Raw genomic sequence first — 21,026 nt, 5'->3', positions numbered from 1 at the left:
GCGATGTGTTATTCATTTTTGAATGGAAATCGACTGGAATCTGATCAAGAGCTTCGTCACCGTGGCGGAAACCGGCAGCCTGTCGAGTGCCGCGCGCAAGCTGGCTGCAAGCCAGCCGACGCTCGGCCGCCATATCGCGGAGCTGGAGCAGGCGCTCGGCGTCACCCTGTTCCGGCGCGGGCGGCGCGGCTACGCCCTGACAGAAGCCGGCAGCACGCTCTATGAACGCGGCCGGGCGGTGAGCGAGCAGGCGAGCGCCTTTTCGCTGTTGGCGCTGGGATCGGTCGAGGCGATCGAGGGCACGGTGCGCATTGCCGCCAGCGAGGTGGTGGCGGCCTATGTCCTGCCAGAGATGACGGCGCGGCTGGGCACCGAGGAGCCCGGCATCGAGGTCGAGATCGTCGCGTCGAACCAGGTCGAGAATCTTTTGCGCCGCGATGCCGACATCGCTATCCGCATGGTCAAGCCGGCCCAGAACGAACTGGTGGCGCGCAAGGTGGCAGACATTCCGCTCCGCGCCTGCGCGGCAAAATCCTATCTCGACCGGCGTGGCCGTCCGCGCGAACCCGGCGATCTTGCCGGCCACGACCTGATCGGCTTCGACCGCAGCGATGAGATCATTCGCGGCTTTGCCCAATTCGGTGTCCCGCTCACCCGCAATGCCTTCCGCTTCAGGACCGACAACCAAATTGTGCTGTGGGAGGCGGTGCGGGCGGGAAACGGCATCGGCTTTGGCCAGGAGCCGCTGGCCGACCGCGATCCGCTGGTGGAGACAGTGCTGCCGGGCCTCGGGCTGCCGACGCTGCCGGTATGGCTGGCCATGCACCGCGACGTGCGCACCAGCGTGCGCATCCGCCGTGTCGCGGATTTCCTCTATGAGGAGTTGAAGCGCTATTCGGCCGGGGCCGCGTCAGTCGCGAATTCGGCGCGGTGAGCGAGCCCGGCCATCAAGAATACGACGACCAGCAGTCCCGACAAAGCGACGAAGATCGGACCGAAGCTTGAATGCTCGGCGACGAAGCCGATTGCCGACGGCGCCACCAGAATGCCGGAATAGCCCATTGTGGTGACGACGCTCATGCCGGTGCCGGACGACATGCCTTCCTGGTTGCCGCCGGCCGAAAACAGGATCGGCACCATATTGGCGATGCCGAAGCCGCAAAAGGCAAACGCTGAGATGGCGAGCCAGGGCGAGGGCGCCAGTCCGGCCACCAGCATGCCGGCGGCGGCGACAAGGGCCGAGATGCGCAGCGTCGTCACGGCGCCGAAACGGTTGCGGACCCCGTCGCCGAGGAAGCGCATGACGGCCATGACGCCGGAGAAAGCGGCGTAGGCCAAACCAGCTACGGCGAGATCGGTGCCGAGTTCCTGTTGCAGGTAAAGCGCTGCCCAGTCGAGCACCGCACCCTCGGAGATCATCGTCATCAGCGCCATCAACCCGACCAGATAGACCAGCGGATTTCCAGGCAGCGCAAATTTGCGATGCCCGATTACCCCCGAGGACGCTTGGGGCGGCTTGTCCTCGGCAATCAGGTAGCGGACTGCCACTGCAATCATGGCGAAAGCGAGAGCCGTCACCACCGTCGCATGGGCGAGATGACCGTAATTCTGGATGGCGAGGCCACCGAGAGCGCCGCCGGCGAAACCGCCTAGACTCCAGAAGCCGTGCGAGGACGACATGATGGCCCGGGACAAGCGCCGTTCCACCGTCACCGCATTGGCGTTCATGGCGACATCCATGCCGCCGATCGAACCGCCGAAGATGAACATGGCGATGGCCGCCAGCGGCACGTTTGGAGCCAGCGCCACAACCAGCAGGCCGAAGCTGCCGATGAGACCGAACCAGCGCAGCACGCTGCGCGACCCATGCCTGGAGATCAGGTGGCCGCACCAGATCATCGCTGTGACCGCGCCGGCGCCGAACAGCAGGATCAGCAGGCCGAGCGTGAACTTGTTGACATCCAGCCGGGTCAGCACCACCGGGATCTGCGGCGCCCATGCACCGGTCAGAAAGCCATTGGCCAGGAAGATGGCCGCCACGGCCCATCGTCCACGAATGGCGGCCTGCATGCGGTTTAGCGTGTCCATCGTGTAGAATCCGATGCGGAAAATAGCTTCGCGCGGCAAATTAGATCGATTCAATCCTCAGTCAAGCGCTCGTTCTTGAAAAGTGGTTGGGCCAAACGGCTCGCTTGAACCCAGGTTGATGAAGCCGATCTGGTCGGGCTTTGTTCGACCACGATCTTATCCGAAAACCGGTTTCCACTTTTCGGGATCGTGGTCTTAGTGATCCCTGGGGCGTCTTGCCTCGAACTCGGCCTTCTTGACATTGGAGGCGTCGGTCTGATTGAGCGCCTGCCATTCGGCATAGGGCATGCCGTAGATGATCTCGCGCGACTGGTCCTTGCTGAGATCGACACCCTCGGCCTCGGCGGCGTCGCGATACCAGTTGGAGAGGCAGTTGCGGCAGAAGCCGGCGAGGTTCATCAGGTCGATGTTCTGCACGTCCGTGCGCTCACGCAGATGCGCGACCAGCCGGCGGAAGGCGGCGGCTTCAAAATCGCGTTTCTGCTCGTCGCTGAGTTCGGTCATGTGTTCTGGGCCTCCTTGGGCCTCCTTAGAGCGGCCCGGTGCGCGAGCCGAATCGTGTGACCTGATGTATATCGGTACGGCGGTTGATCGCGTCAACAATCGGCGCCAGCCGTTCGGCCCAGGCGACCGCATCCTGCCGGTCGGCGATCAGGTCCTGACGGATTTCGATTAGCGCATGGGCGAAGCCATTGATGATGGCATGCCTGAACATGGTGTCGCCGCGCAGCGCGCCGTCATAGGGCTCGTTGTCGCCGACGATAAGGCTTTTGTCCTTCGCAAGCATGTCGATCAGCGGCCGCGCCACCCGATCGTCGCGATCCCACAAGATGCCAACATGCCAAGGGCGCACGAACCCCTGCATGAACGGGGTGAAGGAATGCACCGAAAGGATAAAGGGAGCGCTTGCGCAAGCCTGCGCCACCGAGGCGATCATGGCGCCGACCGCATCGTGATAGGGTCGATAGAAGCGGTCGAGCCGCATTTCACGTTCTTTCAAGGTAAGTGGATAATTTCCCGAAATGACGGTGCCGTCATAGAGTTGGCGGATCAGTGTCGGATCGTCTTCGCCGCGATTGGGATCGATCAGAAGCCGCGAAAAATTGGCGAGTACCGCCGGCACGCCGAGCAAAGCGGCCAGTTCGCGCGTCACCGTCTCGACACCGATGTCGTAGGCGATATGGCGGTCGAATTCCGCCGCCGGCAGGCCGAGGCTGCCATACTCTTCCGGCAGGTCGCGACGGGCGTGGTCGGCCAGGAGCACGATGCCTCGCTTGCGATCGCCTTCGAGGACGTCGAAAGGCGCGAAAACTGTGGATCGGGTCATCGGCGGGAAATGGTCTGTTCGCTGGCTTCCAGGGAGGATGGTATCGTCATTCCACGAAGGGGACGATTACGCAATGCCGTCGTTTGGCCACGGTTTCTGCGGAAATCTGGCAGAAGGCGATAGACCGTGCGCCGGAGCCTTTCTAAATCGATTGGAATTGAGCGGAAGGGCGCGTTGACATGCGCCCGGACTTTTCCGAAAAGGGGCGTTGAGAGATGCAAATGTGGTTCTTGAGAGGTTTCAGGATGGGTTCCGCCGGCAGGCCGCGTGTGCGCCATGCCTTCGCCATGCCGTTCCTGACCTTCGCCGTGGGCCTCGCCGCGATGGTTGCTGCCTCGCCGGCGCGCGCCGATTTCCGTGTCTGCAACGCCACGCAGAACCTGGTCGGCGTCGGCATCGGCTATCGCGCCAAGGCCGGCTGGATCACCGAAGGCTGGTGGCACATCGAGGGATCGAGCTGCAAGACGCTGATCGAAGGGCCGCTGTCATCAAGATTTTACTATCTTTATGCAGAAGACGCCGAGCGCGGCGGGCGCTGGGATGGTCCGATCAACATGTGCGTGGCCGAAAAAGAGTTCAAGATCGCCGGCGTTAGCGATTGCGTCGCCCGGGGCTTCCAGCGCGCCGGATTCCAGGAATATGACACGGGCGAGCAGGCAAGCTGGATGGTCCAGCTGACCGATGACCCCGCAACGGGGGGCGTTCCAGCCGCCCCGGGAACAAACAGTCAATGAGACGTAGCCGCAAGGTCAAGATACTCGCCACCATCGGTCCGGCCTCCTCCTCCGAGGACATGCTGAAGAAGCTTTTCGAAGCCGGCGCCGACGTGTTTCGCATCAATATGAGCCACACCGATCATGAATTGATGCGCACACTTGTCGGTCGCATCCGCACCGTCGAGAAAGCGGTCGGCCGGCCGATCGGCATTCTCGCCGACCTGCAGGGACCCAAGCTTCGGGTCGGCAAGTTTGCCAACGGCAAGGAGACGCTGACACTCGGCCAGACCTTCACGCTCGATGACAATCCCGAGCCCGGCAACTCGATCAGGGTCTATCTGCCCCATCCGGAAATCTTGAGATCGGTCGAGGCCGGTCACCGTCTTTTGATCGACGACGGCAAGCTCGAGCTGAAGGCGGTGGAGAGCGACGGACAGGCGATCGTCTGCACCGTCGTCGCCGGCACCAGCATCTCCGACAAGAAGGGCGTCAGCCTGCCCGACACCGACCTGCCGGTCGGCGCGCTGACCGAAAAGGACCGCAGCGATCTCGATGCTGTGCTGGCCACCGGCGTCGACTGGGTGGCGCTGTCGTTCGTGCAGCGGCCGGAGGATCTGGCGGAAGCGCGCAAGATCGCGCGCGGCCGGGCGCTGATCATGGCCAAGATCGAAAAGCCGCAAGCCGTCGCCAGGCTGGCCGAGATCATCGAACTTTCGGACGCACTGATGGTTGCCCGCGGTGATCTCGGCGTCGAAATGCCGCTCGAAGCCGTGCCCGGCATCCAGAAGCAGATCACCCGCGCCGCGCGCCGCGCCGGCAAGCCGGTGGTGATCGCCACGCAGATGCTGGAATCGATGATCACCGCACCGGTGCCGACCCGCGCCGAGGTGTCGGACGTCTCGATCGCCGTGTTCGAAGGCGCCGACGCCGTCATGCTCTCGGCCGAATCCGCGGCCGGCTCCTACCCGGTCGAGGCGGTGGCGATGATGAACCGCATCGCCAGCAAGGTCGAAACCGACCCGACCTATGCCGGCATCATCAATGCGCAGCGCTCGGAGCCGGAAGCGACCGGCGCCGACGCCATTTCGCTTGCCGCCCGCGAAATCGCCGAGACGCTGAAACTGTCGGCGATCATCAGCTATACGGCGTCCGGCACGACCGGCCTGCGCGCCGCGCGCGAGCGGCCGCAGGTGCCGATCGTCGCCCTGTCGCCGATCGTCAACACGGCGCGGCGGCTATCGCTTTTGTGGGGCACGCATTGCGTCGTCTCGCCCGACGCCATCGACCTAGACGACATGGTCGACCGCGCCTGCCGCATCGCTTTGGACGAGGGGTTCGGCAAGCCCGGCGACCGGGTCATCATCACCGCCGGCGTGCCGTTGAGGACGCCCGGCTCCACCAACATGCTGCGCATCGCCTATGTCGGATCGGACGTGCAGGCCCGCCGCTAGGCTTGGCCGTCGCTTCGAATGATTTCGGTTGCTCTAAATTGGCGCGAGTTCGGCTTCCGGCGCTGTGATGTCGGCGCATTTGCCGGCACCGTAGGTGTCGCCGGCAATCCTGATTTCCACGGCCTTCGCCATTGCCTGAAGGTCCACGTCCCTGCCGGCGACCTTTTCGATCGCGCCGACAACGAGATCGGGTGCTATCCAGTCCGGCTTGTGGCCGAGATTGCGGACCCAGACCAGTTCGGCCCCGGCGATGTCTCGGACAAGGCCGACCGAATGGATCGTTGCATAGACCACCTTGTCGCGGTCGCCCGAGATGACCACAGTCGGCGCCTTGATATCGCGGTAGTGCGGTGCGGCATCGAGCGTGTAGCGATAAAGCCCGGCGACATCGGTGGCGTTGGCACGAAAGGCGTTCGGCCGAAGCACCAGCGGGATCGCGACCTCGGCGACATAGAAGTCCGGCACCTTGTTGGGGGCAAAGACGCAGGCGGTGGCGGCGTTCATCTGCAGCGTTCCCGACGGATAGGTCAGCGTTTCGGAAAAAAGGCGGCCGACGATCGGAATGGTCGTCAAATTGTAGTACCAGGCGGTCGCGCCGCCCGGCCAGGGATGGGTGGCAGGCGCCATGAACACCAGGCCGAGCGTCTTGTCGGGATGCTCGCGGCCGAAGGCGGTGGTCACCGAGCCGCCGAAGGAATGGCCGGCGATGATGGCGTTCCTGATGCCGAGATGGTCCATCAGCGCTGCGATGGTGCTGGCCTGCGCCGATGGGGTCTCGTTGTTGCCGGGGCCGCGCGCCGACCAGCCTGCACCCGGGCGGTCGAAGAACAGCATCTCGGCACGGCCTTCCAGCAAGCGCCTCAACGGCAGCATCTGATCCCTTAGATTGGCGCTGGCGCCGTGGATAAAGACGATCGGCGGCAGTTCGGCGTTTTCCCCGGCCGGAACGTGAACGTAGTGGATGCGGGCACCGTTTATATCCGCGAAGTCGCCGATCGGCGGATTGCGGCGCTCGATCAGCCATGAACCGGCGCGGGTGACACCTGCAAGGGTGAACACAAGCGCCAGGAGGAAGGCGAGCGCGGCGTAGATCGGGTTCATGGAGAGAGGTACGGACCGGAGCGAAATTAGTTCACAGTCTAGCTAGAAAGACTTTCACTCAAGTGGAATTGTCCGCCAACCTCATATCCCTTCGCCGGCAAGTTCTTCGGAAAGCGTGCCGACCTGATCCTGGGCACTGCGCATCATCGGATAGATGCTGAGCACGCGCTGCCAGGCTTCCAGCGCCGACTGCTTGTGGCCGGTTACCGCCATGATCTGCGCCAGGCCGGACAGCGCGCCGAAATGGCGCGGCTCGAGCTGCAGCGTGCGGTCGATGTCCGCCATCGATTTCGCAAAGTTATTCATCATGAAATGCACGGTGGCGCGCCGGTTCCAGCCTTCGGCATAGGCCGGTTGCAACGTCACCACCTGGTCGAGGAAGTCGAGCGCCACGTCGAACTTCTTGTCTTCGGCGGCTTTTTGCGACCATTGCATCATCAGGTCGATCGAGGCGCTGCCGGATTGCGACCACTCGTGCCAGATGCGCGCCGCAATGCGCTCGGCGGCTTTTTCATTGCGCTCACGCTTCAGGTCGACAAACAGCTGGTCGAGCCTTTCCTCCCTGGTCGTGGCAACCGGAGGGGTGACCGGGTCTTCCGCTTGAGCCGCAAGCGGGGCGAGACCGAAAAGAAAAAGCGCCGCGAAGAATGCAAAATAAATCCGCATGACCGGAATCTAACCCCGGACAGCGGATCGTCAAACTGAATTTAGCGTGAAAGGGCCGGCAGGCCGATATTAGAGCGCCACCCGTCCTTTTGGACGCGTAAAGGACGTTCCAGCATTTTGAATTCCTGGCATCGTGCTTTCCGAAAATCGATTCCGATTTTTGGATCGATGCGGTACATCATGCAGGCGCGGAGGCAGGCGCCCCCAACGCGAAAAGACTCAGCCCTGGCGCGCCTTGTAGCGCGGAGCGGTCTTGTTGATGATGTACACGCGGCCCTTGCGGCGAACCAGCTGGTTGTCGCGGTGACGCGCCTTGAGCGCCTTGAGCGAATTCTTGATCTTCATGGTCTTGCCCGTCGGTCTGGGCCCGCTTGGGCCGAATTATTAAGGCGCGCTCGGAAAGCGCGCCTCAACTTGTGCGTGGCTCATAAACGAGGAGCCTTGCCCGTGTCAACCGCAAGCGTGCTTCATAGATGAAGCTGATGCGGCGGATTTTGAGTTTCTGCCCTATCGACGGTCATTGGACCGACGCCGTCGAATAGCCTCAACGGTAGCGGCTCATTCGCGTAAAATGGCCCATCTTGCGGCCGGGACGCGCTTCGGCCTTGCCGTAGAGATGCAGCATCAGATCGGGCTCGGCGAGCAGGGCCGGGACACGCAGGATATCGTCGCCGATCAGGTTTTCCATGACGCAGTCGAAATGGCGGCCGGAGTTTCCCAGCGGCAGTCCGGCGACGGCGCGAATGTGCTGCTCGAACTGCGAGACGATGCAGGCGGCTTCCGTCCAGTGGCCGGAATTGTGAACGCGCGGCGCGATCTCATTGGCCAGCAGCGCGCCGTCGGCAAGGACAAAGAACTCGATGCCGATGACGCCGACATAGTCGACCGCGGCAAGTATTTCTGCTGCCGCCGCCTGCGCTGCAGCGGCGGTTTCGGACCCTATCCTGGCCGGCAGGGTCGAGCTGTGCAGGATGCCGCTGCGGTGGACGTTTTCTGCCGGATCGTAGGTGGCGAGCGAACCGTCCATGCCGCGCGCCGCGATCACCGAGATCTCGCGTTCGAAGGCGACGAAGGATTCGAGGATCAGCGGCACGTTGCCCATTGCCTCGCAGGTGCCGGCAAAGCCGCCTGTTTCCATGTTGCGGAATACGCGCTGGCCCTTGCCGTCATAGCCCATGCGTCGCGTCTTCAATATGCCGCTGCCGTCGAACTTTTTCAGCGCCGCCGTCAATTCGTCGTCATTGTCGACGGGGCAGAAATCCGCGGTGGGAATGCCGATGCCGTTGAGGAATTTCTTCTCCGCCACCCGGTCCTGCGCTACTTCCAGCGCGCGCGCCGGCGGGTAGACGGGGACCGTGACGGCAAGCGAGCTGGCGGCCATGACCGGAACGTTCTCGAACTCGTAGGTGACGACGGCGCTGACCGCAGCCAGTTCGGCGAGCGCGGCCGTGTCGTCATAAGCGGCAGTGATCTGCCGGTTGGCGACCTGTGCCGCCGGACAATCCGGCTGCGGCTCCAGCACGACCGTGCGGTAGCCGAGGCGCGCCGCGGCCATCGCCAGCATGCGGCCGAGCTGGCCGCCGCCGATGATGCCGATGGTCGATCCGGCGGCCAGGCTCATGGCGTGTCCGTGGGCTCGGCGGCGACCTTGGCGGTCTGGGCGGCGCGCCAGGCATCGAGCCGGGCGGCGAGCTTTTCGTCGGTCAGCGCCAGCACGGCCGCAGCCAGAAGGGCGGCATTGGTGGCGCCCGCCTTGCCGATGGCCAGCGTGCCGACCGGAATGCCGGCCGGCATCTGCACGATGGAGAGCAGCGAATCCTGCCCGGAAAGCGCCTTCGATTCCACCGGCACGCCAAAAACCGGGAGCGGCGTCATCGCCGCCGTCATGCCGGGCAGGTGTGCCGCACCGCCGGCGCCGGCGATGATCACCCGAAAGCCGGCCGCCTTGGCACCCTTGGCGAAGTCATAAAGCCGGTCGGGGGTGCGATGAGCCGAGACGATCAGCCGCTTGTGCGAAATGCCCAGTGCCTCCAGCGTTTCGGCGGCGTGGCGCATCGTCGCCCAGTCGGACTGGCTGCCCATGATGATGGCGACGTCGGCGCGGTGATCGTCCAAGCTTGTGCTCCCGGCGGCAAAGGCGCGCCTTAGCGGAATTCGGGTTCGACGGCAAGGATGCTTGCCCTCTGCGCAAGCGTTCTGGCGCGAGGCGCCATCATTGCCTAATCCGGCCAGCGCAAGGCGCCGGCGCTATCCTTGCGGGCCGACTTCATCGCATCCGCCGGACGCTCGGCGGCGCTCAACACGGCCCGCAGGCGCTCGGCGACGATTTCCGCCTCGCCAGGATGGAGATTGCACGGATCGAGGAAGAAGTGACCGCGCTCGACCTCGTGGTTGCGCACGATAATGGGAGGCGAACCGGCCGCCAGCGCCGACGCAAGGCCGGCGGCGGTGAATCTGCTTTCGGGCGCAACAAACACCTGCAGGCGGTCGAGCGGATTGCCGGTCGGATCGGGAATGACATGCGCGGCGATGCCGGTCAGGCCCTGCAATGCGTCCTTCCACAGATCGAGCGCCGCTTCTTCCCGCTTGCGGATGCCGGCATGATCGCGCCGCTCCCAGGCCTCCAGTGCGGCCATTGTGCCGGCGATGCTTTCCTTGCCGACCTTCATCGCCCGCGCAACGCCACGGCTCTGCAGATAGGCGGCGCGCACCAGATCCTTGCGCCCGGTGACGATGCCGCTTGTCGGTCCCGAGAGGAATTTGTGCCCGCTATAGACGACGATGTCGGCGCCGCGCGCGAGAAAGCCGCGCAAATCGTATTCGGAGGCGGCGTCAACGATCACCGGGACGCCCTTGGCGTGGCAGATCTCGCAGAACTCCTCGAGCGAGAGCATGCCGTATTGCACCGTGTGATGGGCAACGACATAGAGACCTGCCGCGGTGCGATCGCGGATCGCCTCGCGCACATGGTAGTCCTGCGTCACGCTGACCGTACCGGCCGGTACGGTGCTTGCCCCGGCGAGCCGGATCGACTGGTCGATCGGCGCGCCGTAATTGACGATGTGGCCGAGTTGGACGATGACCTCCGACTTGAGGCCCTCGGTGTCGTCCGGCAGCCGCTCGATCGCCAGAAGGTTGGTGCCGGTCATCGTGCCGGCAATGGCCATGGTGATGCCGCTGGCGCAGCACGCGGTGATGAAGCCGGCCTCGCCGCCGGTGAGGCGCGCGACGACCGTGCTTGCAGCGCGCTGCAGATCGTCCATCTCCACCCACTGCGAGGCGATCTCCGACATGGCGGCGATCGCTTCCGGGACGATGATCGAGGCGCCGAGCGCCGTCATCGTGCCGGAGACATTGATGATCGGGCGAAGGCCGAGCCGTTCGCGGATTGTCCTGTTGGAGCCGATTGCGGAATAGGTTTTCATCTCTGTCCCATTGGTAGACTTCAGGCGGCGATCTCGACGACCGCCTCGATTTCCACGGTGATGTTGCCCGGCAGGGAGCCGACTCCGATCGCCGAACGGGCGTGCCCGCCGATACTATCAAAGACAGCGGCGAAAAGATCGGAACAGCCATTCACCACCTTCGGATGGTCGCTGAAAGTCGGGATCGCGTTGACGAAGCCAAGCAGCTTGACGACGCGCACGATACGGCCGAGGTCGCCTGCCGCAGCGTGCATGACGGCGAGCAGGTTCAGGCCGGTGAGACGGGCATGCTTATAGGCCTCTTCAACCGTGACATCCTCGCCGACCTTGCCGGTGCAAAGCGTGCCGTCGGCGCGCAATGGCCCTTGGCCGGAGAGGAAGATCAGCCGTCCGCTTTCGGCATGGGTGACGAAGTTGGCGATCGGCGTCGGCGGCTCGGGCAGCGTCAGGCCCAATTCGGCGAGTCGGATGTAAGGCGTCATGAAAAGGCTCCTTGCGACAGCTTTCGCCGTCCTTCAGAAATGCGAGGCACGAAACCGCGCCAGGAAACTGCGGAGACGCTCATTGTCGATCTCCGCGCCCAGAATCTCGGCGGGCGGGCCTGCGGCGCTGACGCCGCCATCTGCCATGAAGATGATTCGGCTCGAGGCATCGCGGGCAAAGGCCATCTCGTGCGTGACCATCACCATCGTCATGCCGTCCTCGGCCAGGCTGCGCACGACCTCGAGCACCTCGCCGACGAGTTCCGGGTCGAGCGCGGAGGTTATCTCGTCGAGAAGCAGGATTTTTGGCTCCATCGCCACCGCGCGGGCGATGCCGACACGCTGCTGCTGGCCGCCGGAAAGCTCGGCCGGCAGGCTGTCGGCCTTGTGGGCAAGGCCGACCCGGCCGAGCCAGTGCTCGGCAATGGCGCGGGCCTCGGTACTGCTCTTGCCGCGCACCTTGCGCAGGCCAAGCATGATGTTGCCGGCCGCCGTCAGATGCGGAAACAGATTGAAACTCTGGAACACCATCCCGGTTTCGGCCCGCATCTTCGCCAGGTCGCGCTCGCTGCGGCGCTGGCGTGTTCCCGTGTCGCGGAAGCCGACCTCCTTGCCGTCGATGCGGATGGAGCCGCTGTCGTAGCTCTCCAGGAAGTTGACGCAGCGCAGCAGCGTGGTCTTGCCGCTGCCGGAAGGCCCGATGACAGTCACCACCTCCCCGCGCGTCACCTGCAGGCTGACGGAGCGCAGGACCGCGACGGATCCAAAGGACTTGGAAACCTCGGAGACATCGAGAAGCGCCGGATTGGCGGGCGTGGCGATGGGCATCTTGCTATTCCCGGATGAAGGAGAAACGCCGCTCCAACCGTCGGCTGGCCAGGGAGAGCGCGTAATTGACGGCGAAGTAGATGACTGCACCGAGGATGTAGAGCGGCATCGCTTCGTAGGTGCGGCCGATGACCTGGTTGATGGCGTGCATCAGGTCGGTGATGCCGAGCAGCGAGACCAGCGCGCTACCCTTCACCGCGTCGGTGACGCCATTGATCCATGGCGGCAGGAAACGCCTGAACGCTTGCGGGAAGATGACGTAGGCCAGTCGCTGGCGAAAGGTCAGCCCGATCGCCATCGCCGCTTCGGACTGCCCTTTCGGTATGGAACCGACCGCACCGCGCAGATACTCGATGACCTGCGCCGTCTTGAAGAGGGTGAGCGCCAGCACGGCTGCCCAGAAGGATTCCAGATGGAGGCCGACGGCAGGCAGGCCGTAATAGACGAAGAAGATGAGCACCAGGATCGGAATGCCGCGTATGGTATCGCTGAAAATGCGCACCGCCCAGCGCAGCGGAGCCGGGCCATAGACAAGGCCGACGCCCATCATCACGCCGGCGACGAGCGACAACACCACGACCAGCAGCGACACCCATAGCGTCACGGCAAAACCCTGGGCCAGGAAGGGCAAGGCATAGGCGATCTGGCCAAGCATCCTAGTGCGCCGCCCTGAACCGGCGCTCGACAAGCCGAAGTGCAAAAAGAAGCGCGTAGCCGGTCAAGAGATACATCGCCGTCACCACAAGGTAGACCTCGACGATGCGGAAGGTGTTGAAGTTGATCCACTGGGCGCCGTAGGTGAGTTCGGGCACCGAAATGACCGACGCAACGGACGTGTCCTTGAACAGCGACAGGAACGTGTTGGAAAGCGCGGGCAGCGTTATGCGCAGCATCGTCGGCAGGCGCACATGGACCAGCCTTTGCCATGGCGTCAGGCCGATCGCCTTGCCGGCGTCGAGCTGTCCGCGCGGAACCGCTTCGAGCCCCGAGCGGAACACCTCGACCAGATAAGCGCCGCTATAGAGCGACAGCGTGGCGATGAACGAGGTCTGCGCGCTGTAGGCGATGTCGACCACCGTCGGCAGGCCGTAGAAGACGAGATAGACGAGCAGGATCAGCGGCACGTTGCGGATGAACTCGACATAGGCGGCGATGACGGCCCGCACCGCACGCCCGGCCGACACGTACCAGACCGCCAGAAGCAGCCCGATGAGGATGCCGATCGCGATGGAGATCACGGCCAGCTCGAGGCTGAGCAGCAGCCCGCCCCAAAGCTTGTCGAAATGCCGCCAGATCAGGTTGAAGTTCAGGGTATAGCCCATGTGTCCCTGTCATTATCGAGGCTGTCGACGATAAGCAGGCGGAAGGGCGCGACCCTTCCGCCTGCTTGCATCAGATGACCGGGAAGCCGGGATGGCGCGCCGGCGGCTCCTGTCCAAAATAGTCCTTGAATGCAGCGTCGTAGAGCGCCGTCTCATGGCCGAACATGGCGGTGGTGAAGGTCGTGTTGACGAAGGTCAGCCAGTCGAGGTCGCCTTGCCGAAGTGCGGCGCCGTAAAGCATCGAGAACCAGCTCTTGCCGGCATCGAAGTATTTGTCCGGATTACGCGAGGCGAGCCAGCGAACCGTCGACAGATCGACGGCGGCGGCGTCGACGCGTTTCGATTCCAGTGCCTGCAGCACGTTGGCCTGCGTGTCTATCTGCATCACCTGCGACTCCGGCAGGACGATGTGCACATTTGCCTCGGCATCGACATTCTGCAGGATGGAAACCCGCGTCGCCGAACCGCCGGCAAGCAGCTTGTCGAAGGTCTTGTTTTCGGCGTTCGGGAGGGTCAGCAAGGCGATGCCTTCGACGTAATAGGGCCGGGAGAAGTGGATCAGCTGCGAGCGCTGGGCGGTCATGGTCATGAACTGGATCGAAATGTCGACCTTGTTGGTGGTCACGTTCGGAATGCGCTGGGCCGGATCCTGCATGACGAACTCGACCTTGGTCGTATCGTCGAAAAGTCCCTTGGCAAGAATGCGCCCCATGGTGATGTCCATGCCGACCAGTTCGCCGGCATCGTTTTCAAAGTGCCAGGGCGCGTTGGTGCTGCCGGTGCCGACGATCACCTTGCCGCGATCGAGAACGGTGCGCAGCAGGCTGTCCGGTGCCGCCTGCGCCGCCGCCTTCTGAACATCGACTGTTGTCGCTGCGCCCACCACTCCGGCCGTTGCAAGCCCGGCCAGTTTCAGAAAATCACGTCTTTTGGATGTGTCGTTCACGGCAACCTCCTTTTCGTGTTGTGTTCCCCTTTGCCGATACATGCATCGGTAATCTGCTGGATTGTCTCTTACAAAAGACGCATGTATCCTGTACGAGACAGATACTAACACCAGGAATCAGCAATGCAAGATGGCAATGGCTTGGCAGTTCGACCGGACGCTGGTCCGGACGAAGACAGGATTGCGGGCTCCCGCGAGAAAGGTCTCAACCGCGTGCTCCATATCCTGGAGTTTCTTCATGCGAACCAGCGAGCGATCGGGATTGGCGATCTCGCCAAGGGAGTGAATGCGCCGCGCTCGACGATCTACACGCTTGTGCGCTCGCTCGTGGATGCGGGCCTGCTGGAAATGGCCGGCGACGGCAATCGCGTCTATTTCGGGAAGAAGCTTTATCTCTACGGAATGGACTATGTGCGCGGCAACGACCTGCTCAGGAGAGGGCGTCAGGAAGTCGACGATCTTTCGCGCGAGACAGGCGAGACCTCCGAATTGTGCATGCTGCAAAGCGGCCGCTACACGATTGTCCATTCAAGCCCGGGCACCAGGCCTTTCCGGATCAGTTCGGCCACGGGTCTGCAGATACCGCTTCCCTGGACCGCTTCCGGGCGGTTGCTTCTCGCCGGTTTCGAACGGGCGGTGATCGAAGACATGGTGTCCGAAGACGATCTCGTCCTGCCGGATGGCCGCAGATTGCTGCTGTACGACTTCATAGAAGATATCGCTACGGCCGGGGCTGCCGGCTACTGTGTGACTTCCGGTCTTGTCGACGCCTATACAAAATGCCTTGCCGCGCCGGTCTTTTCAGCTGCCGGCAAGGTCGAGGCGACGATATGCCTGGTGGTTCCCATCGACACTTCCGAGGAAAAGACCGGCGATCTCATCGCCCTGCTGCGCGAACGCGCCGCGAGGCTTTCGATCACGGGATGAGCAGGATTTGTCGCGACCGTAAGTGGGATTCGCTCACGCGATGATGTCGGGGATGATCCGGTCTTCCAGCGCCATCAGCCGGTCTTTCAGGAAGAGCTTTTTCTTCTTCATGCGCTGGATCTGCAGAGGGTCGCAGCCCATGGCGATCATCGCGTTGATCGCCGCGTCGAAATCGGCGTGTTCTTGCTTTAGCCGAGAATATTCGAGGCGGATATCGGCCTGTTCCTGTTCGGACATTATTTACCGTCTGCACGTCTGCGGCGCCCAAAAATGGGCCTGATTGGGCGAGGCCGGAGGTATCTTGCACCGGCGCGCAGCCAATACCACATTTCGTATTGTCGTGGAATGCTACCACGCAGCATTCGACATCGGTGCCCGATAGTGGCACACTGTCATTATGCCGTCACAGAAGCGAAATTGCGGTGGGACGCGCCTTGACGGCTGCAATCGAGGAAACCATGAAAGGGAGAACCAATCATGTCTCTTGCATCCCATCTTGATGAGCTGCAGCGGAAACACGGCGACATCGAACGCGAAATCGATGATGCGATGAACCATCCATCGGTCGACGACCTCGAAATCGTGAATCTCAAGCGGCGCAAGCTGGCGCTCAAGGACGAGATTGAGAAATTGAAGGCGAAACCGAAACCCACCACGCACTGACGCTCATCTACGGCGCTGCGCGTCCTTTGGACGCGCAAAGGGCGCGTCGTGCTTCTGATTTCGGCGCATGGTCCTTTCCGAAAATCCTTTCGGGTTCGGGGTCATGCAGGGAACAGTGCGCGCTTTGCCCGACCATCTTCTCCGGTGGCAACCAATTCCGCCGGAGCGTTCCCCTGTTTGTCCGGCGGTTCGATTTGACAGGTTTGCCTGCCTGTCGCCATTGACAAGCCACCTTTGCTCCTCCACCTCATGCCGGGACCTTCTATAGCGCCGCGCCTCCTTTCGGACGCGCAATGGACGCTGTATTTTGATTTTTGCGCAGATTGTTTCCGGAAACCGATTCCGGAATTCGGCGCTAACAAAGGGCAGCCGGCCATGACCGGATATTTTTCTTCACCCTTCTCGCGCCGCACGTCTGTCGGTGTCGACGTCGGCGGCGTGATGGTCGGCGGGGGCGCCCCTGTCGTCGTTCAGTCGATGACCAACACCGACACCGCCGATGTCGACCAGACAGTCGCTCAAGTTGCCGCGCTGCATCGCGCCGGCTCCGAGATCGTGCGCATCACCGTCGACCGCGACGAGAGTGCCGCCGCCGTGCCCGCCATCCGCGAGCGGCTCGAACGGCTCGGCATCAATGTGCCGCTGGTCGGCGATTTCCACTATATCGGCCACAAGCTGCTCGCCGACCACCCGGCTTGCGCCGAGGCGCTGGCCAAATACCGCATCAATCCCGGCAATGTCGGATTCAAGGACAAGAAGGACCGGCAGTTCGCAGCTATCGTCGAGATGGCGATCCGGCACGACAAGCCGGTGCGCATCGGCGTCAATTGGGGGTCGCTCGACCAGGAGCTTTTGACCAGGCTGATGGACGACAACCAGCGCCAGGGCTTTCCGCTGACCGCGCAGGAGGTAACGCGCGAGGCGATCGTGCAGTCGGCGATCCTTTCGGCCGACATGGCCGAGGAGATCGGCCTTGGCCGCGAGAAGATCATCCTGTCGGCCAAGGTCAGCGGCGTGCAGGATCTGATCGCGGTCTACACCGAGCTTGCCACCCGCTCCAACCACGCGCTGCATCTCGGCCTCACAGAGGCCGGCATGGGTTCGAAAGGCATCGTTGCCTCGTCCGCGGCGATGGGCATTCTTCTCCAGCAAGGCATCGGCGACACGATCCGCATCTCGCTGACGCCGGAGCCGAACGGCGACCGCACCCGCGAGGTGCAAGTGTCGCAGGAACTCCTGCAGACCATGGGGTTTCGGCAGTTCGTACCGATCGTCGCCGCCTGCCCCGGCTGCGGCCGCACCACCTCTACCGTGTTCCAGGAACTCGCGCAGGATATCCAGGCGGATCTGCGCAAGAACATGCCGGTGTGGCGTGAAAAATACCCCGGCGTCGAAAACCTCAAAGTCGCGGTGATGGGCTGCATCGTCAACGGTCCGGGTGAATCCAAGCATGCCGATATCGGCATTTCGCTGCCCGGCACCGGCGAGACGCCGACGGCGCCGGTATTCGTCGACGGCAGGAAGGCGGCGACGCTGCGCGGCCCTTCGATCGCCGCCGACTTCGAGAAAATGGTCGCCGACTATATCGAGCAGCGGTTTGGGCAGCCTGGCAAGGCTGCGGCGGAGTAGGTCGATGCGGCGCTTCCCTTGGGCGACGCCGATTTTGCTTGGTGTTTTACTTGGTGGGCTGGGCTGGGCGACAGCCGTCCACGCCGATCCGCCGCGCCCTGCCAAGCAGCGGCTGCTCGACCGTGTTTGCAATCTGATCGAGGCGCATGCCGATCGAAACGGCCTGCCCAAGGATTTCTTTGCCCGGCTGATCTGGAAGGAAAGCCGCTTCGATCCCAATGCGGTCAGTCCGGTCGGCGCCGAAGGCATTGCCCAGTTCATGCCGGGCACCGCCAAGATACGCGGCCTCGCCAATTCCTTCGATATCGAGCAGGCCATTCCGGCCTCGGCAAAATATCTCGCCGAGATGAAAACCGGCTTTGGCAATCTGGGCCTGGCCGCCGCCGCCTACAATGCCGGCGAAAGCCGGGTGTCGCGATGGGTGAGTTCCGGCGGCTTCCTGCCGATGGAGACCGAAAACTACGTCCTGGACATCATGGGCGAGCCGGCCGACAGGTTCACCGACACCGCCTATGCCGGCAGCATCCAGCCGCTCGACAAGAAAGCGAGCTTCGCGGTCGCCTGCCGCAGGCTGCCGGTCATCAAGTCCCAAACCGTGGCCATGGCGTCGATCAACGTCAAGCCATGGGGCGTGCAGGTGGCCGGCAATTTCCGCCGCGCCGCGGCGCTCAATCGATGGACTGGCGTGAAGCGCCGGTTTCCGGCCTTGCTTAAGGGCCATGATCCGGTGGTCAGCCGGGTGCGCTCGCCGATCGGCAGGCGCGGGATCTATGCTGTCCGCATCGGCGCCGACTCCAAAGCCAAGGCCGACAACATCTGCCGGAAACTGCAAAGCGTCGGCGGTGCATGCATTGTGGTGCGGAATCGGTGATGGCTGCCGACTGATTTTCCCGACAAACCATCGAAGCTGCGCTTTTATTCCACGAATTCTGCTGGTCCGCGGCTTCAGCTATAGGCTTACCATGACCGACCGTCTCTACAACGATCCCGGCCTCGTCCAGTTCTATGATATGGGAGAACGAGGGCGGCGTGGACTTCGAACGATTTCCGCCACAATCCCGCTACCGGTGTCGTCACTTACTCGACCCATTACGAAATGCCGGGCAGCGGACGCGTGCTCAGCGCCGAATCGAAAATCGCCTTTCCGACAAAGGAAAGCCTTGCGCCGATGCTGGACCAGACCGGGCTGGTCGTCGAAGAATGGCTCGGCAACTGGCGTGGCGAGCCATACGCTCCAACATCGCCAGAAATCATTCCGATCGGCCGGCTGCGCTAGCCCGGACATTGCTTCGCCTTGAGCGTTTTCCCATTCCTTGACGTGACCGATTGAGCGTACGGATAAGCCAAAGACACCACCGCCCAATTGCGGCGCTGCGCTGACGACGTGCCCACCGATGCAGTTCGTGAGCATCTCGCAGGTTTACGTGTTCTGAACCCATGGCACCTCCTCGCCAGTGCTGAAGAGGAAAACATATTATGGTTCGCATCTGCTGATAATCGGTGATAGTTTCCGTTCATCTGTGACGAATTGGAATAGATATCATCGACCGGCAAGAGACGATGGGTGTGTACCTGGCAGTTGTCGAGGAAGGCGACTTCTCGGCAGCGGCACGCCGGCTGCGGATGACACCTTCGGCCGTCAGCAAAATCATCGGTCGGCTTGAGTCCCGCCTTGGCGTGCGCTTGCTGCAGCGCTCGACGCGGCGCATCAGCTTGACGGCGGAAGGCAGCACCTATGCCGAAAGCGCTCGCCGCATCCTGAACGACATCAAAGAGGCTGAAATCGCGGTTCAACCCGGAGCAGAACCGCGCGGCCGGCTGCGCGTCAGTCTTCCGAGCGCCTTCGGCCATCGCTTGATCGTGCCGATGTTGCCGGCCTTCATCGATCGCTACCCGGCCGTCGAGCTCGAGCTGATGTTCACAGATGCCATTGTCGACCTGTTGGCTGAGGAAACCGACGTCGCCGTGCGCGTTGCCGCACACAGCGATTCGAGGCTGGTGGTGCGGCGGCTGGCGCCCAATCGCCGTGTCATTTGCGCATCACCTCGATATCTCGAAAGACATGGCATGCCGACAACGCCAGACGACCTTCAAGGTCATGTCTGTCTTGGCGTCACAGCACGCAGCGGTCTCAATATCTGGGAGTTCGATGGCCCGGACGGTCTGCAAAGCATGCGTATCCGCAGCCCGATAGAGGCCAACAGCACCGAAGCGCTACGCCGGCTTGCGCTCGCCGGTATAGGCATCATCCGCATGTCGGAGATATTGGTCGGGCCAGATATCAAGGCAGGCAGACTGACCGCGCTGCTCACCGGATACAATCATCCTGACGGAGCGCCAATCTGCGCTGTCTATCCGCCTGGCCGAATTCTGTCGCCGCGCGTGCGCGTGTTCGTGGATTTCCTGGCCGAACAGTTCGCCAACCCTCCTTGGCTACACGGCGCGCCATAGGACGGGAGTACAGCTTGGAACAGCGTCAGCTGTTGCGGGCCGCCACGAATTCCGCTGCTTGCTTCAGAAGCACGGCGTCTTCGCCATAGGGACAAAGCAAGCCGTGGGCCTGGTCGACGAGGCCTTGAAGCTGGTCCCGCGCCCAGTTGGCGCCGTGCAGCGCCACCAGCGTCGCCTTGCCGGCGGCTGCGTCCTTGCCGGTCGCCTTGCCCATCTGGCGCGCATCCGCCGTCAGATCGAGCAGGTCGTCGGCAAGTTGAAAGGCAAGCCCGATCGCCGAGCCGAATTCCGCCAGTCTTTCACGGTCGGCCGCCGGCGCGCCGGCAACAATTGCGCCCGCTTCGCAGGCGAAGCGGATCAACGCGCCGGTCTTCATCGCCTGAAGCCGGATGATGCCGGCTTCCTCCGGCCCGTTACGCTCGGCTTCGAGATCGAGCATCTGGCCGCCGACCATGCCGCCGGCTCCGGCGGCGCGGGCCAGCGCCAGCACCAGCGCCGCCCGCCGTTCGGCCGGCAGCATCGTCGCTTCGTCGGCAATGATGTCGAAGGCGAGCGCCAGCAAGGCGTCGCCGGCGAGGATGGCGGTCGCCTCGTCGAAGGCCTTGTGAACGGTCGGCTGGCCTCGCCGCAGATCGTCGTCGTCCATGGCCGGCAGATCGTCATGGATCAGCGAATAGCAATGCACGCATTCGAGCGCCGCCGCCACGCGCAGCGCCGCCTCGCCGTCGGCGGAAAACAGCGCAGCGCTTTCCATGACCAGGAAAGGGCGCAGGCGCTTGCCGCCATTCAGCACGCCGTGGCGCATCGCCTCCATCAAACGCTGCGGCCGCGCGATCTCGCCTGAAAGCGGGCGGTCGTCGAGCAGCCGCCTGAGCAGCGCCTCGATCGGCCCTGTGCGTGCGAGAAGCGCTGCCTCGAACGGTATTTGATCGTCTTTCGCCATGCCGGGGACGGGTAGCCGACACTCAGACATTGCGCAAGAAGCCAAGCGCCATTATGCCGGG

25 protein-coding genes are annotated in these 21,026 nt (G+C 63.1%); 9 read left to right on the top strand and 16 right to left on the bottom strand.

Translation table 11 applies throughout. The features are described from left to right. The first annotated feature begins 22 nt into the window (after positions 1-22). Complete coding sequence (locus AC0L15_RS23525; RefSeq protein ID WP_287247095.1) at positions 23-934, top strand: LysR family transcriptional regulator; 912 nt, start codon at positions 23-25, stop codon at positions 932-934. Here the strand turns inward: AC0L15_RS23525 and AC0L15_RS23520 are convergent. The 3 genes from AC0L15_RS23520 to AC0L15_RS23510 form a co-directional block, all read right to left on the bottom strand. Further along, positions 892-2,088 (bottom strand): MFS transporter, encoded by a 1,197-nt coding sequence (locus AC0L15_RS23520; protein WP_287247096.1) that lies wholly within the window; start codon positions 2,086-2,088, stop codon positions 892-894. The genes AC0L15_RS23525 and AC0L15_RS23520 overlap by 43 nt on opposite strands. A gap of 195 nt (positions 2,089-2,283) precedes the next feature. Then, complete coding sequence (locus tag AC0L15_RS23515; RefSeq protein ID WP_287247097.1) at positions 2,284-2,592, bottom strand: DUF1244 domain-containing protein; 309 nt, start codon at positions 2,590-2,592, stop codon at positions 2,284-2,286. Between the two features lie 25 nt (positions 2,593-2,617). Further along, positions 2,618-3,415, bottom strand: a complete 798-nt coding sequence (locus AC0L15_RS23510; RefSeq protein ID WP_287247098.1) for an N-formylglutamate amidohydrolase — start codon at positions 3,413-3,415, stop codon at positions 2,618-2,620. Positions 3,416-3,660: 245 nt separating this feature from the next. On the opposite strand from AC0L15_RS23510, the gene AC0L15_RS23505 reads away from it, so the two are divergent. Next, on the top strand, positions 3,661-4,149 hold the full coding sequence (locus tag AC0L15_RS23505) for a DUF1036 domain-containing protein (protein WP_473497235.1): 489 nt from the start codon (positions 3,661-3,663) through the stop codon (positions 4,147-4,149). Then, positions 4,146-5,582: a pyruvate kinase gene (pyk, locus tag AC0L15_RS23500; protein ID WP_287247099.1), complete on the top strand. Its 1,437-nt coding sequence runs from the start codon at positions 4,146-4,148 to the stop codon at positions 5,580-5,582. Before AC0L15_RS23505 ends, pyk begins: the two co-directional genes overlap by 4 nt. Positions 5,583-5,615: 33 nt before the next feature. Here the strand turns inward: pyk and AC0L15_RS23495 are convergent, their stop codons facing one another. The 11 genes from AC0L15_RS23495 to AC0L15_RS23445 form a co-directional block, all read right to left on the bottom strand. Further along, positions 5,616-6,683 carry an alpha/beta fold hydrolase gene (locus AC0L15_RS23495; RefSeq protein ID WP_287247100.1) on the bottom strand — a complete coding sequence of 356 codons (1,068 nt, stop codon included), beginning with the start codon at positions 6,681-6,683 and terminating at the stop codon, positions 5,616-5,618. A gap of 81 nt (positions 6,684-6,764) precedes the next feature. Continuing rightward, positions 6,765-7,349 carry a tetratricopeptide repeat protein gene (locus tag AC0L15_RS23490; RefSeq protein ID WP_287247101.1) on the bottom strand — a complete coding sequence of 195 codons (585 nt, stop codon included), beginning with the start codon at positions 7,347-7,349 and terminating at the stop codon, positions 6,765-6,767. Between the two features lie 219 nt (positions 7,350-7,568). Next, positions 7,569-7,694, bottom strand: a complete 126-nt coding sequence (ykgO, locus tag AC0L15_RS23485; protein ID WP_006327841.1) for a type B 50S ribosomal protein L36 — start codon at positions 7,692-7,694, stop codon at positions 7,569-7,571. Positions 7,695-7,893: 199 nt separating this feature from the next. After that, on the bottom strand, positions 7,894-8,970 hold the full coding sequence (locus tag AC0L15_RS23480; RefSeq protein ID WP_287247102.1) for a 5-(carboxyamino)imidazole ribonucleotide synthase: 1,077 nt from the start codon (positions 8,968-8,970) through the stop codon (positions 7,894-7,896). After that, entirely contained in the window at positions 8,967-9,464 is a 498-nt protein-coding gene (purE, locus tag AC0L15_RS23475) for a 5-(carboxyamino)imidazole ribonucleotide mutase (protein WP_236368899.1), read from the bottom strand. The genes AC0L15_RS23480 and purE overlap by 4 nt, the downstream gene beginning before the upstream one ends. 104 nt (positions 9,465-9,568) lie before the next feature. Further along, positions 9,569-10,774: an aminotransferase class V-fold PLP-dependent enzyme gene (locus tag AC0L15_RS23470; RefSeq protein ID WP_287247103.1), complete on the bottom strand. Its 1,206-nt coding sequence runs from the start codon at positions 10,772-10,774 to the stop codon at positions 9,569-9,571. Between the two features lie 20 nt (positions 10,775-10,794). Next, a complete protein-coding gene (locus tag AC0L15_RS23465; RefSeq protein WP_027152960.1) occupies positions 10,795-11,256 on the bottom strand; it encodes a RidA family protein in 462 nt (153 codons plus the stop codon). Between the two features lie 33 nt (positions 11,257-11,289). Further along, complete coding sequence (locus AC0L15_RS23460; protein WP_031254069.1) at positions 11,290-12,084, bottom strand: amino acid ABC transporter ATP-binding protein; 795 nt, start codon at positions 12,082-12,084, stop codon at positions 11,290-11,292. Between the two features lie 4 nt (positions 12,085-12,088). Continuing rightward, positions 12,089-12,739: an amino acid ABC transporter permease gene (locus AC0L15_RS23455; RefSeq protein WP_077380470.1), complete on the bottom strand. Its 651-nt coding sequence runs from the start codon at positions 12,737-12,739 to the stop codon at positions 12,089-12,091. 1 nt (position 12,740) lies between these two features. Next, on the bottom strand, positions 12,741-13,406 hold the full coding sequence (locus tag AC0L15_RS23450) for an amino acid ABC transporter permease (protein WP_287247104.1): 666 nt from the start codon (positions 13,404-13,406) through the stop codon (positions 12,741-12,743). Positions 13,407-13,476: 70 nt separating this feature from the next. Next, a complete protein-coding gene (locus AC0L15_RS23445) occupies positions 13,477-14,352 on the bottom strand; it encodes a transporter substrate-binding domain-containing protein (protein WP_091593538.1) in 876 nt (291 codons plus the stop codon). A gap of 123 nt (positions 14,353-14,475) precedes the next feature. Between AC0L15_RS23445 and AC0L15_RS23440 the strand changes: the two genes are divergently transcribed. Beyond that, entirely contained in the window at positions 14,476-15,279 is an 804-nt protein-coding gene (locus AC0L15_RS23440) for an IclR family transcriptional regulator (protein WP_023797034.1), read from the top strand. A gap of 33 nt (positions 15,280-15,312) precedes the next feature. On the opposite strand, the gene AC0L15_RS23435 is transcribed toward AC0L15_RS23440, so the two are convergent. Further along, on the bottom strand, positions 15,313-15,516 hold the full coding sequence (locus AC0L15_RS23435; protein WP_023797035.1) for a YdcH family protein: 204 nt from the start codon (positions 15,514-15,516) through the stop codon (positions 15,313-15,315). Between the two features lie 240 nt (positions 15,517-15,756). On the opposite strand from AC0L15_RS23435, the gene AC0L15_RS23430 reads away from it, so the two are divergent. The 5 genes from AC0L15_RS23430 (at position 15,757) to AC0L15_RS23410 (ending at position 20,022) form a co-directional block, all read left to right on the top strand. Then, positions 15,757-15,942, top strand: a complete 186-nt coding sequence (locus AC0L15_RS23430) for a YdcH family protein (RefSeq protein WP_023797036.1) — start codon at positions 15,757-15,759, stop codon at positions 15,940-15,942. Positions 15,943-16,317: 375 nt separating this feature from the next. Continuing rightward, on the top strand, positions 16,318-17,571 hold the full coding sequence (gene ispG, locus AC0L15_RS23425; RefSeq protein ID WP_091593321.1) for a flavodoxin-dependent (E)-4-hydroxy-3-methylbut-2-enyl-diphosphate synthase: 1,254 nt from the start codon (positions 16,318-16,320) through the stop codon (positions 17,569-17,571). Between the two features lie 4 nt (positions 17,572-17,575). Then, positions 17,576-18,442: a lytic transglycosylase domain-containing protein gene (locus AC0L15_RS23420; protein ID WP_473497225.1), complete on the top strand. Its 867-nt coding sequence runs from the start codon at positions 17,576-17,578 to the stop codon at positions 18,440-18,442. 243 nt (positions 18,443-18,685) lie between these two features. Further along, positions 18,686-18,847 (top strand): hypothetical protein, encoded by a 162-nt coding sequence (locus AC0L15_RS23415; protein WP_473497224.1) that lies wholly within the window; start codon positions 18,686-18,688, stop codon positions 18,845-18,847. A gap of 284 nt (positions 18,848-19,131) precedes the next feature. Continuing rightward, a complete protein-coding gene (locus tag AC0L15_RS23410) occupies positions 19,132-20,022 on the top strand; it encodes a LysR family transcriptional regulator (protein WP_473497222.1) in 891 nt (296 codons plus the stop codon). 25 nt (positions 20,023-20,047) lie between these two features. Here AC0L15_RS23410 and AC0L15_RS23405 read toward each other — a convergent pair whose 3' ends face one another. Continuing rightward, the gene (locus AC0L15_RS23405) at positions 20,048-20,965 is read right to left on the bottom strand and encodes a polyprenyl synthetase family protein (RefSeq protein ID WP_473497220.1); all 918 of its coding nucleotides are present in this window, start codon (positions 20,963-20,965) and stop codon (positions 20,048-20,050) included. Between the last annotated feature and the right edge of the window lie 61 nt (positions 20,966-21,026).

The organism is Mesorhizobium sp. WSM4846 (assembly GCF_055811415.1).
The sequence above is the reverse complement of the archived record's forward strand: the minus strand, read 5'-3'. Positions and strand labels throughout refer to the sequence as shown.

Coding starts and splice junctions, on each gene's coding strand:
- AC0L15_RS23525 (WP_287247095.1), top strand. CDS start 23: ATGGAAATCGACTGGAATCTGATCAAGAGCTTCGTCACCGTGGCGGAA.
- AC0L15_RS23440 (WP_023797034.1), top strand. CDS start 14,476: ATGCAAGATGGCAATGGCTTGGCAGTTCGACCGGACGCTGGTCCGGAC.
- AC0L15_RS23505 (WP_473497235.1), top strand. CDS start 3,661: ATGGGTTCCGCCGGCAGGCCGCGTGTGCGCCATGCCTTCGCCATGCCG.
- AC0L15_RS23455 (WP_077380470.1), bottom strand. CDS start 12,739: ATGCTTGGCCAGATCGCCTATGCCTTGCCCTTCCTGGCCCAGGGTTTT.
- AC0L15_RS23405 (WP_473497220.1), bottom strand. CDS start 20,965: ATGGCGAAAGACGATCAAATACCGTTCGAGGCAGCGCTTCTCGCACGC.
- AC0L15_RS23465 (WP_027152960.1), bottom strand. CDS start 11,256: ATGACGCCTTACATCCGACTCGCCGAATTGGGCCTGACGCTGCCCGAG.
- ispG (WP_091593321.1), top strand. CDS start 16,318: ATGACCGGATATTTTTCTTCACCCTTCTCGCGCCGCACGTCTGTCGGT.
- AC0L15_RS23420 (WP_473497225.1), top strand. CDS start 17,576: ATGCGGCGCTTCCCTTGGGCGACGCCGATTTTGCTTGGTGTTTTACTT.
- ykgO (WP_006327841.1), bottom strand. CDS start 7,694: ATGAAGATCAAGAATTCGCTCAAGGCGCTCAAGGCGCGTCACCGCGAC.
- AC0L15_RS23450 (WP_287247104.1), bottom strand. CDS start 13,406: ATGGGCTATACCCTGAACTTCAACCTGATCTGGCGGCATTTCGACAAG.
- pyk (WP_287247099.1), top strand. CDS start 4,146: ATGAGACGTAGCCGCAAGGTCAAGATACTCGCCACCATCGGTCCGGCC.
- AC0L15_RS23495 (WP_287247100.1), bottom strand. CDS start 6,683: ATGAACCCGATCTACGCCGCGCTCGCCTTCCTCCTGGCGCTTGTGTTC.
- AC0L15_RS23470 (WP_287247103.1), bottom strand. CDS start 10,774: ATGAAAACCTATTCCGCAATCGGCTCCAACAGGACAATCCGCGAACGG.
- AC0L15_RS23515 (WP_287247097.1), bottom strand. CDS start 2,592: ATGACCGAACTCAGCGACGAGCAGAAACGCGATTTTGAAGCCGCCGCC.
- AC0L15_RS23435 (WP_023797035.1), bottom strand. CDS start 15,516: ATGTCCGAACAGGAACAGGCCGATATCCGCCTCGAATATTCTCGGCTA.
- AC0L15_RS23460 (WP_031254069.1), bottom strand. CDS start 12,084: ATGCCCATCGCCACGCCCGCCAATCCGGCGCTTCTCGATGTCTCCGAG.
- AC0L15_RS23510 (WP_287247098.1), bottom strand. CDS start 3,415: ATGACCCGATCCACAGTTTTCGCGCCTTTCGACGTCCTCGAAGGCGAT.
- AC0L15_RS23490 (WP_287247101.1), bottom strand. CDS start 7,349: ATGCGGATTTATTTTGCATTCTTCGCGGCGCTTTTTCTTTTCGGTCTC.
- AC0L15_RS23430 (WP_023797036.1), top strand. CDS start 15,757: ATGTCTCTTGCATCCCATCTTGATGAGCTGCAGCGGAAACACGGCGAC.
- AC0L15_RS23480 (WP_287247102.1), bottom strand. CDS start 8,970: ATGAGCCTGGCCGCCGGATCGACCATCGGCATCATCGGCGGCGGCCAG.
- AC0L15_RS23520 (WP_287247096.1), bottom strand. CDS start 2,088: ATGGACACGCTAAACCGCATGCAGGCCGCCATTCGTGGACGATGGGCC.
- AC0L15_RS23410 (WP_473497222.1), top strand. CDS start 19,132: ATGGGTGTGTACCTGGCAGTTGTCGAGGAAGGCGACTTCTCGGCAGCG.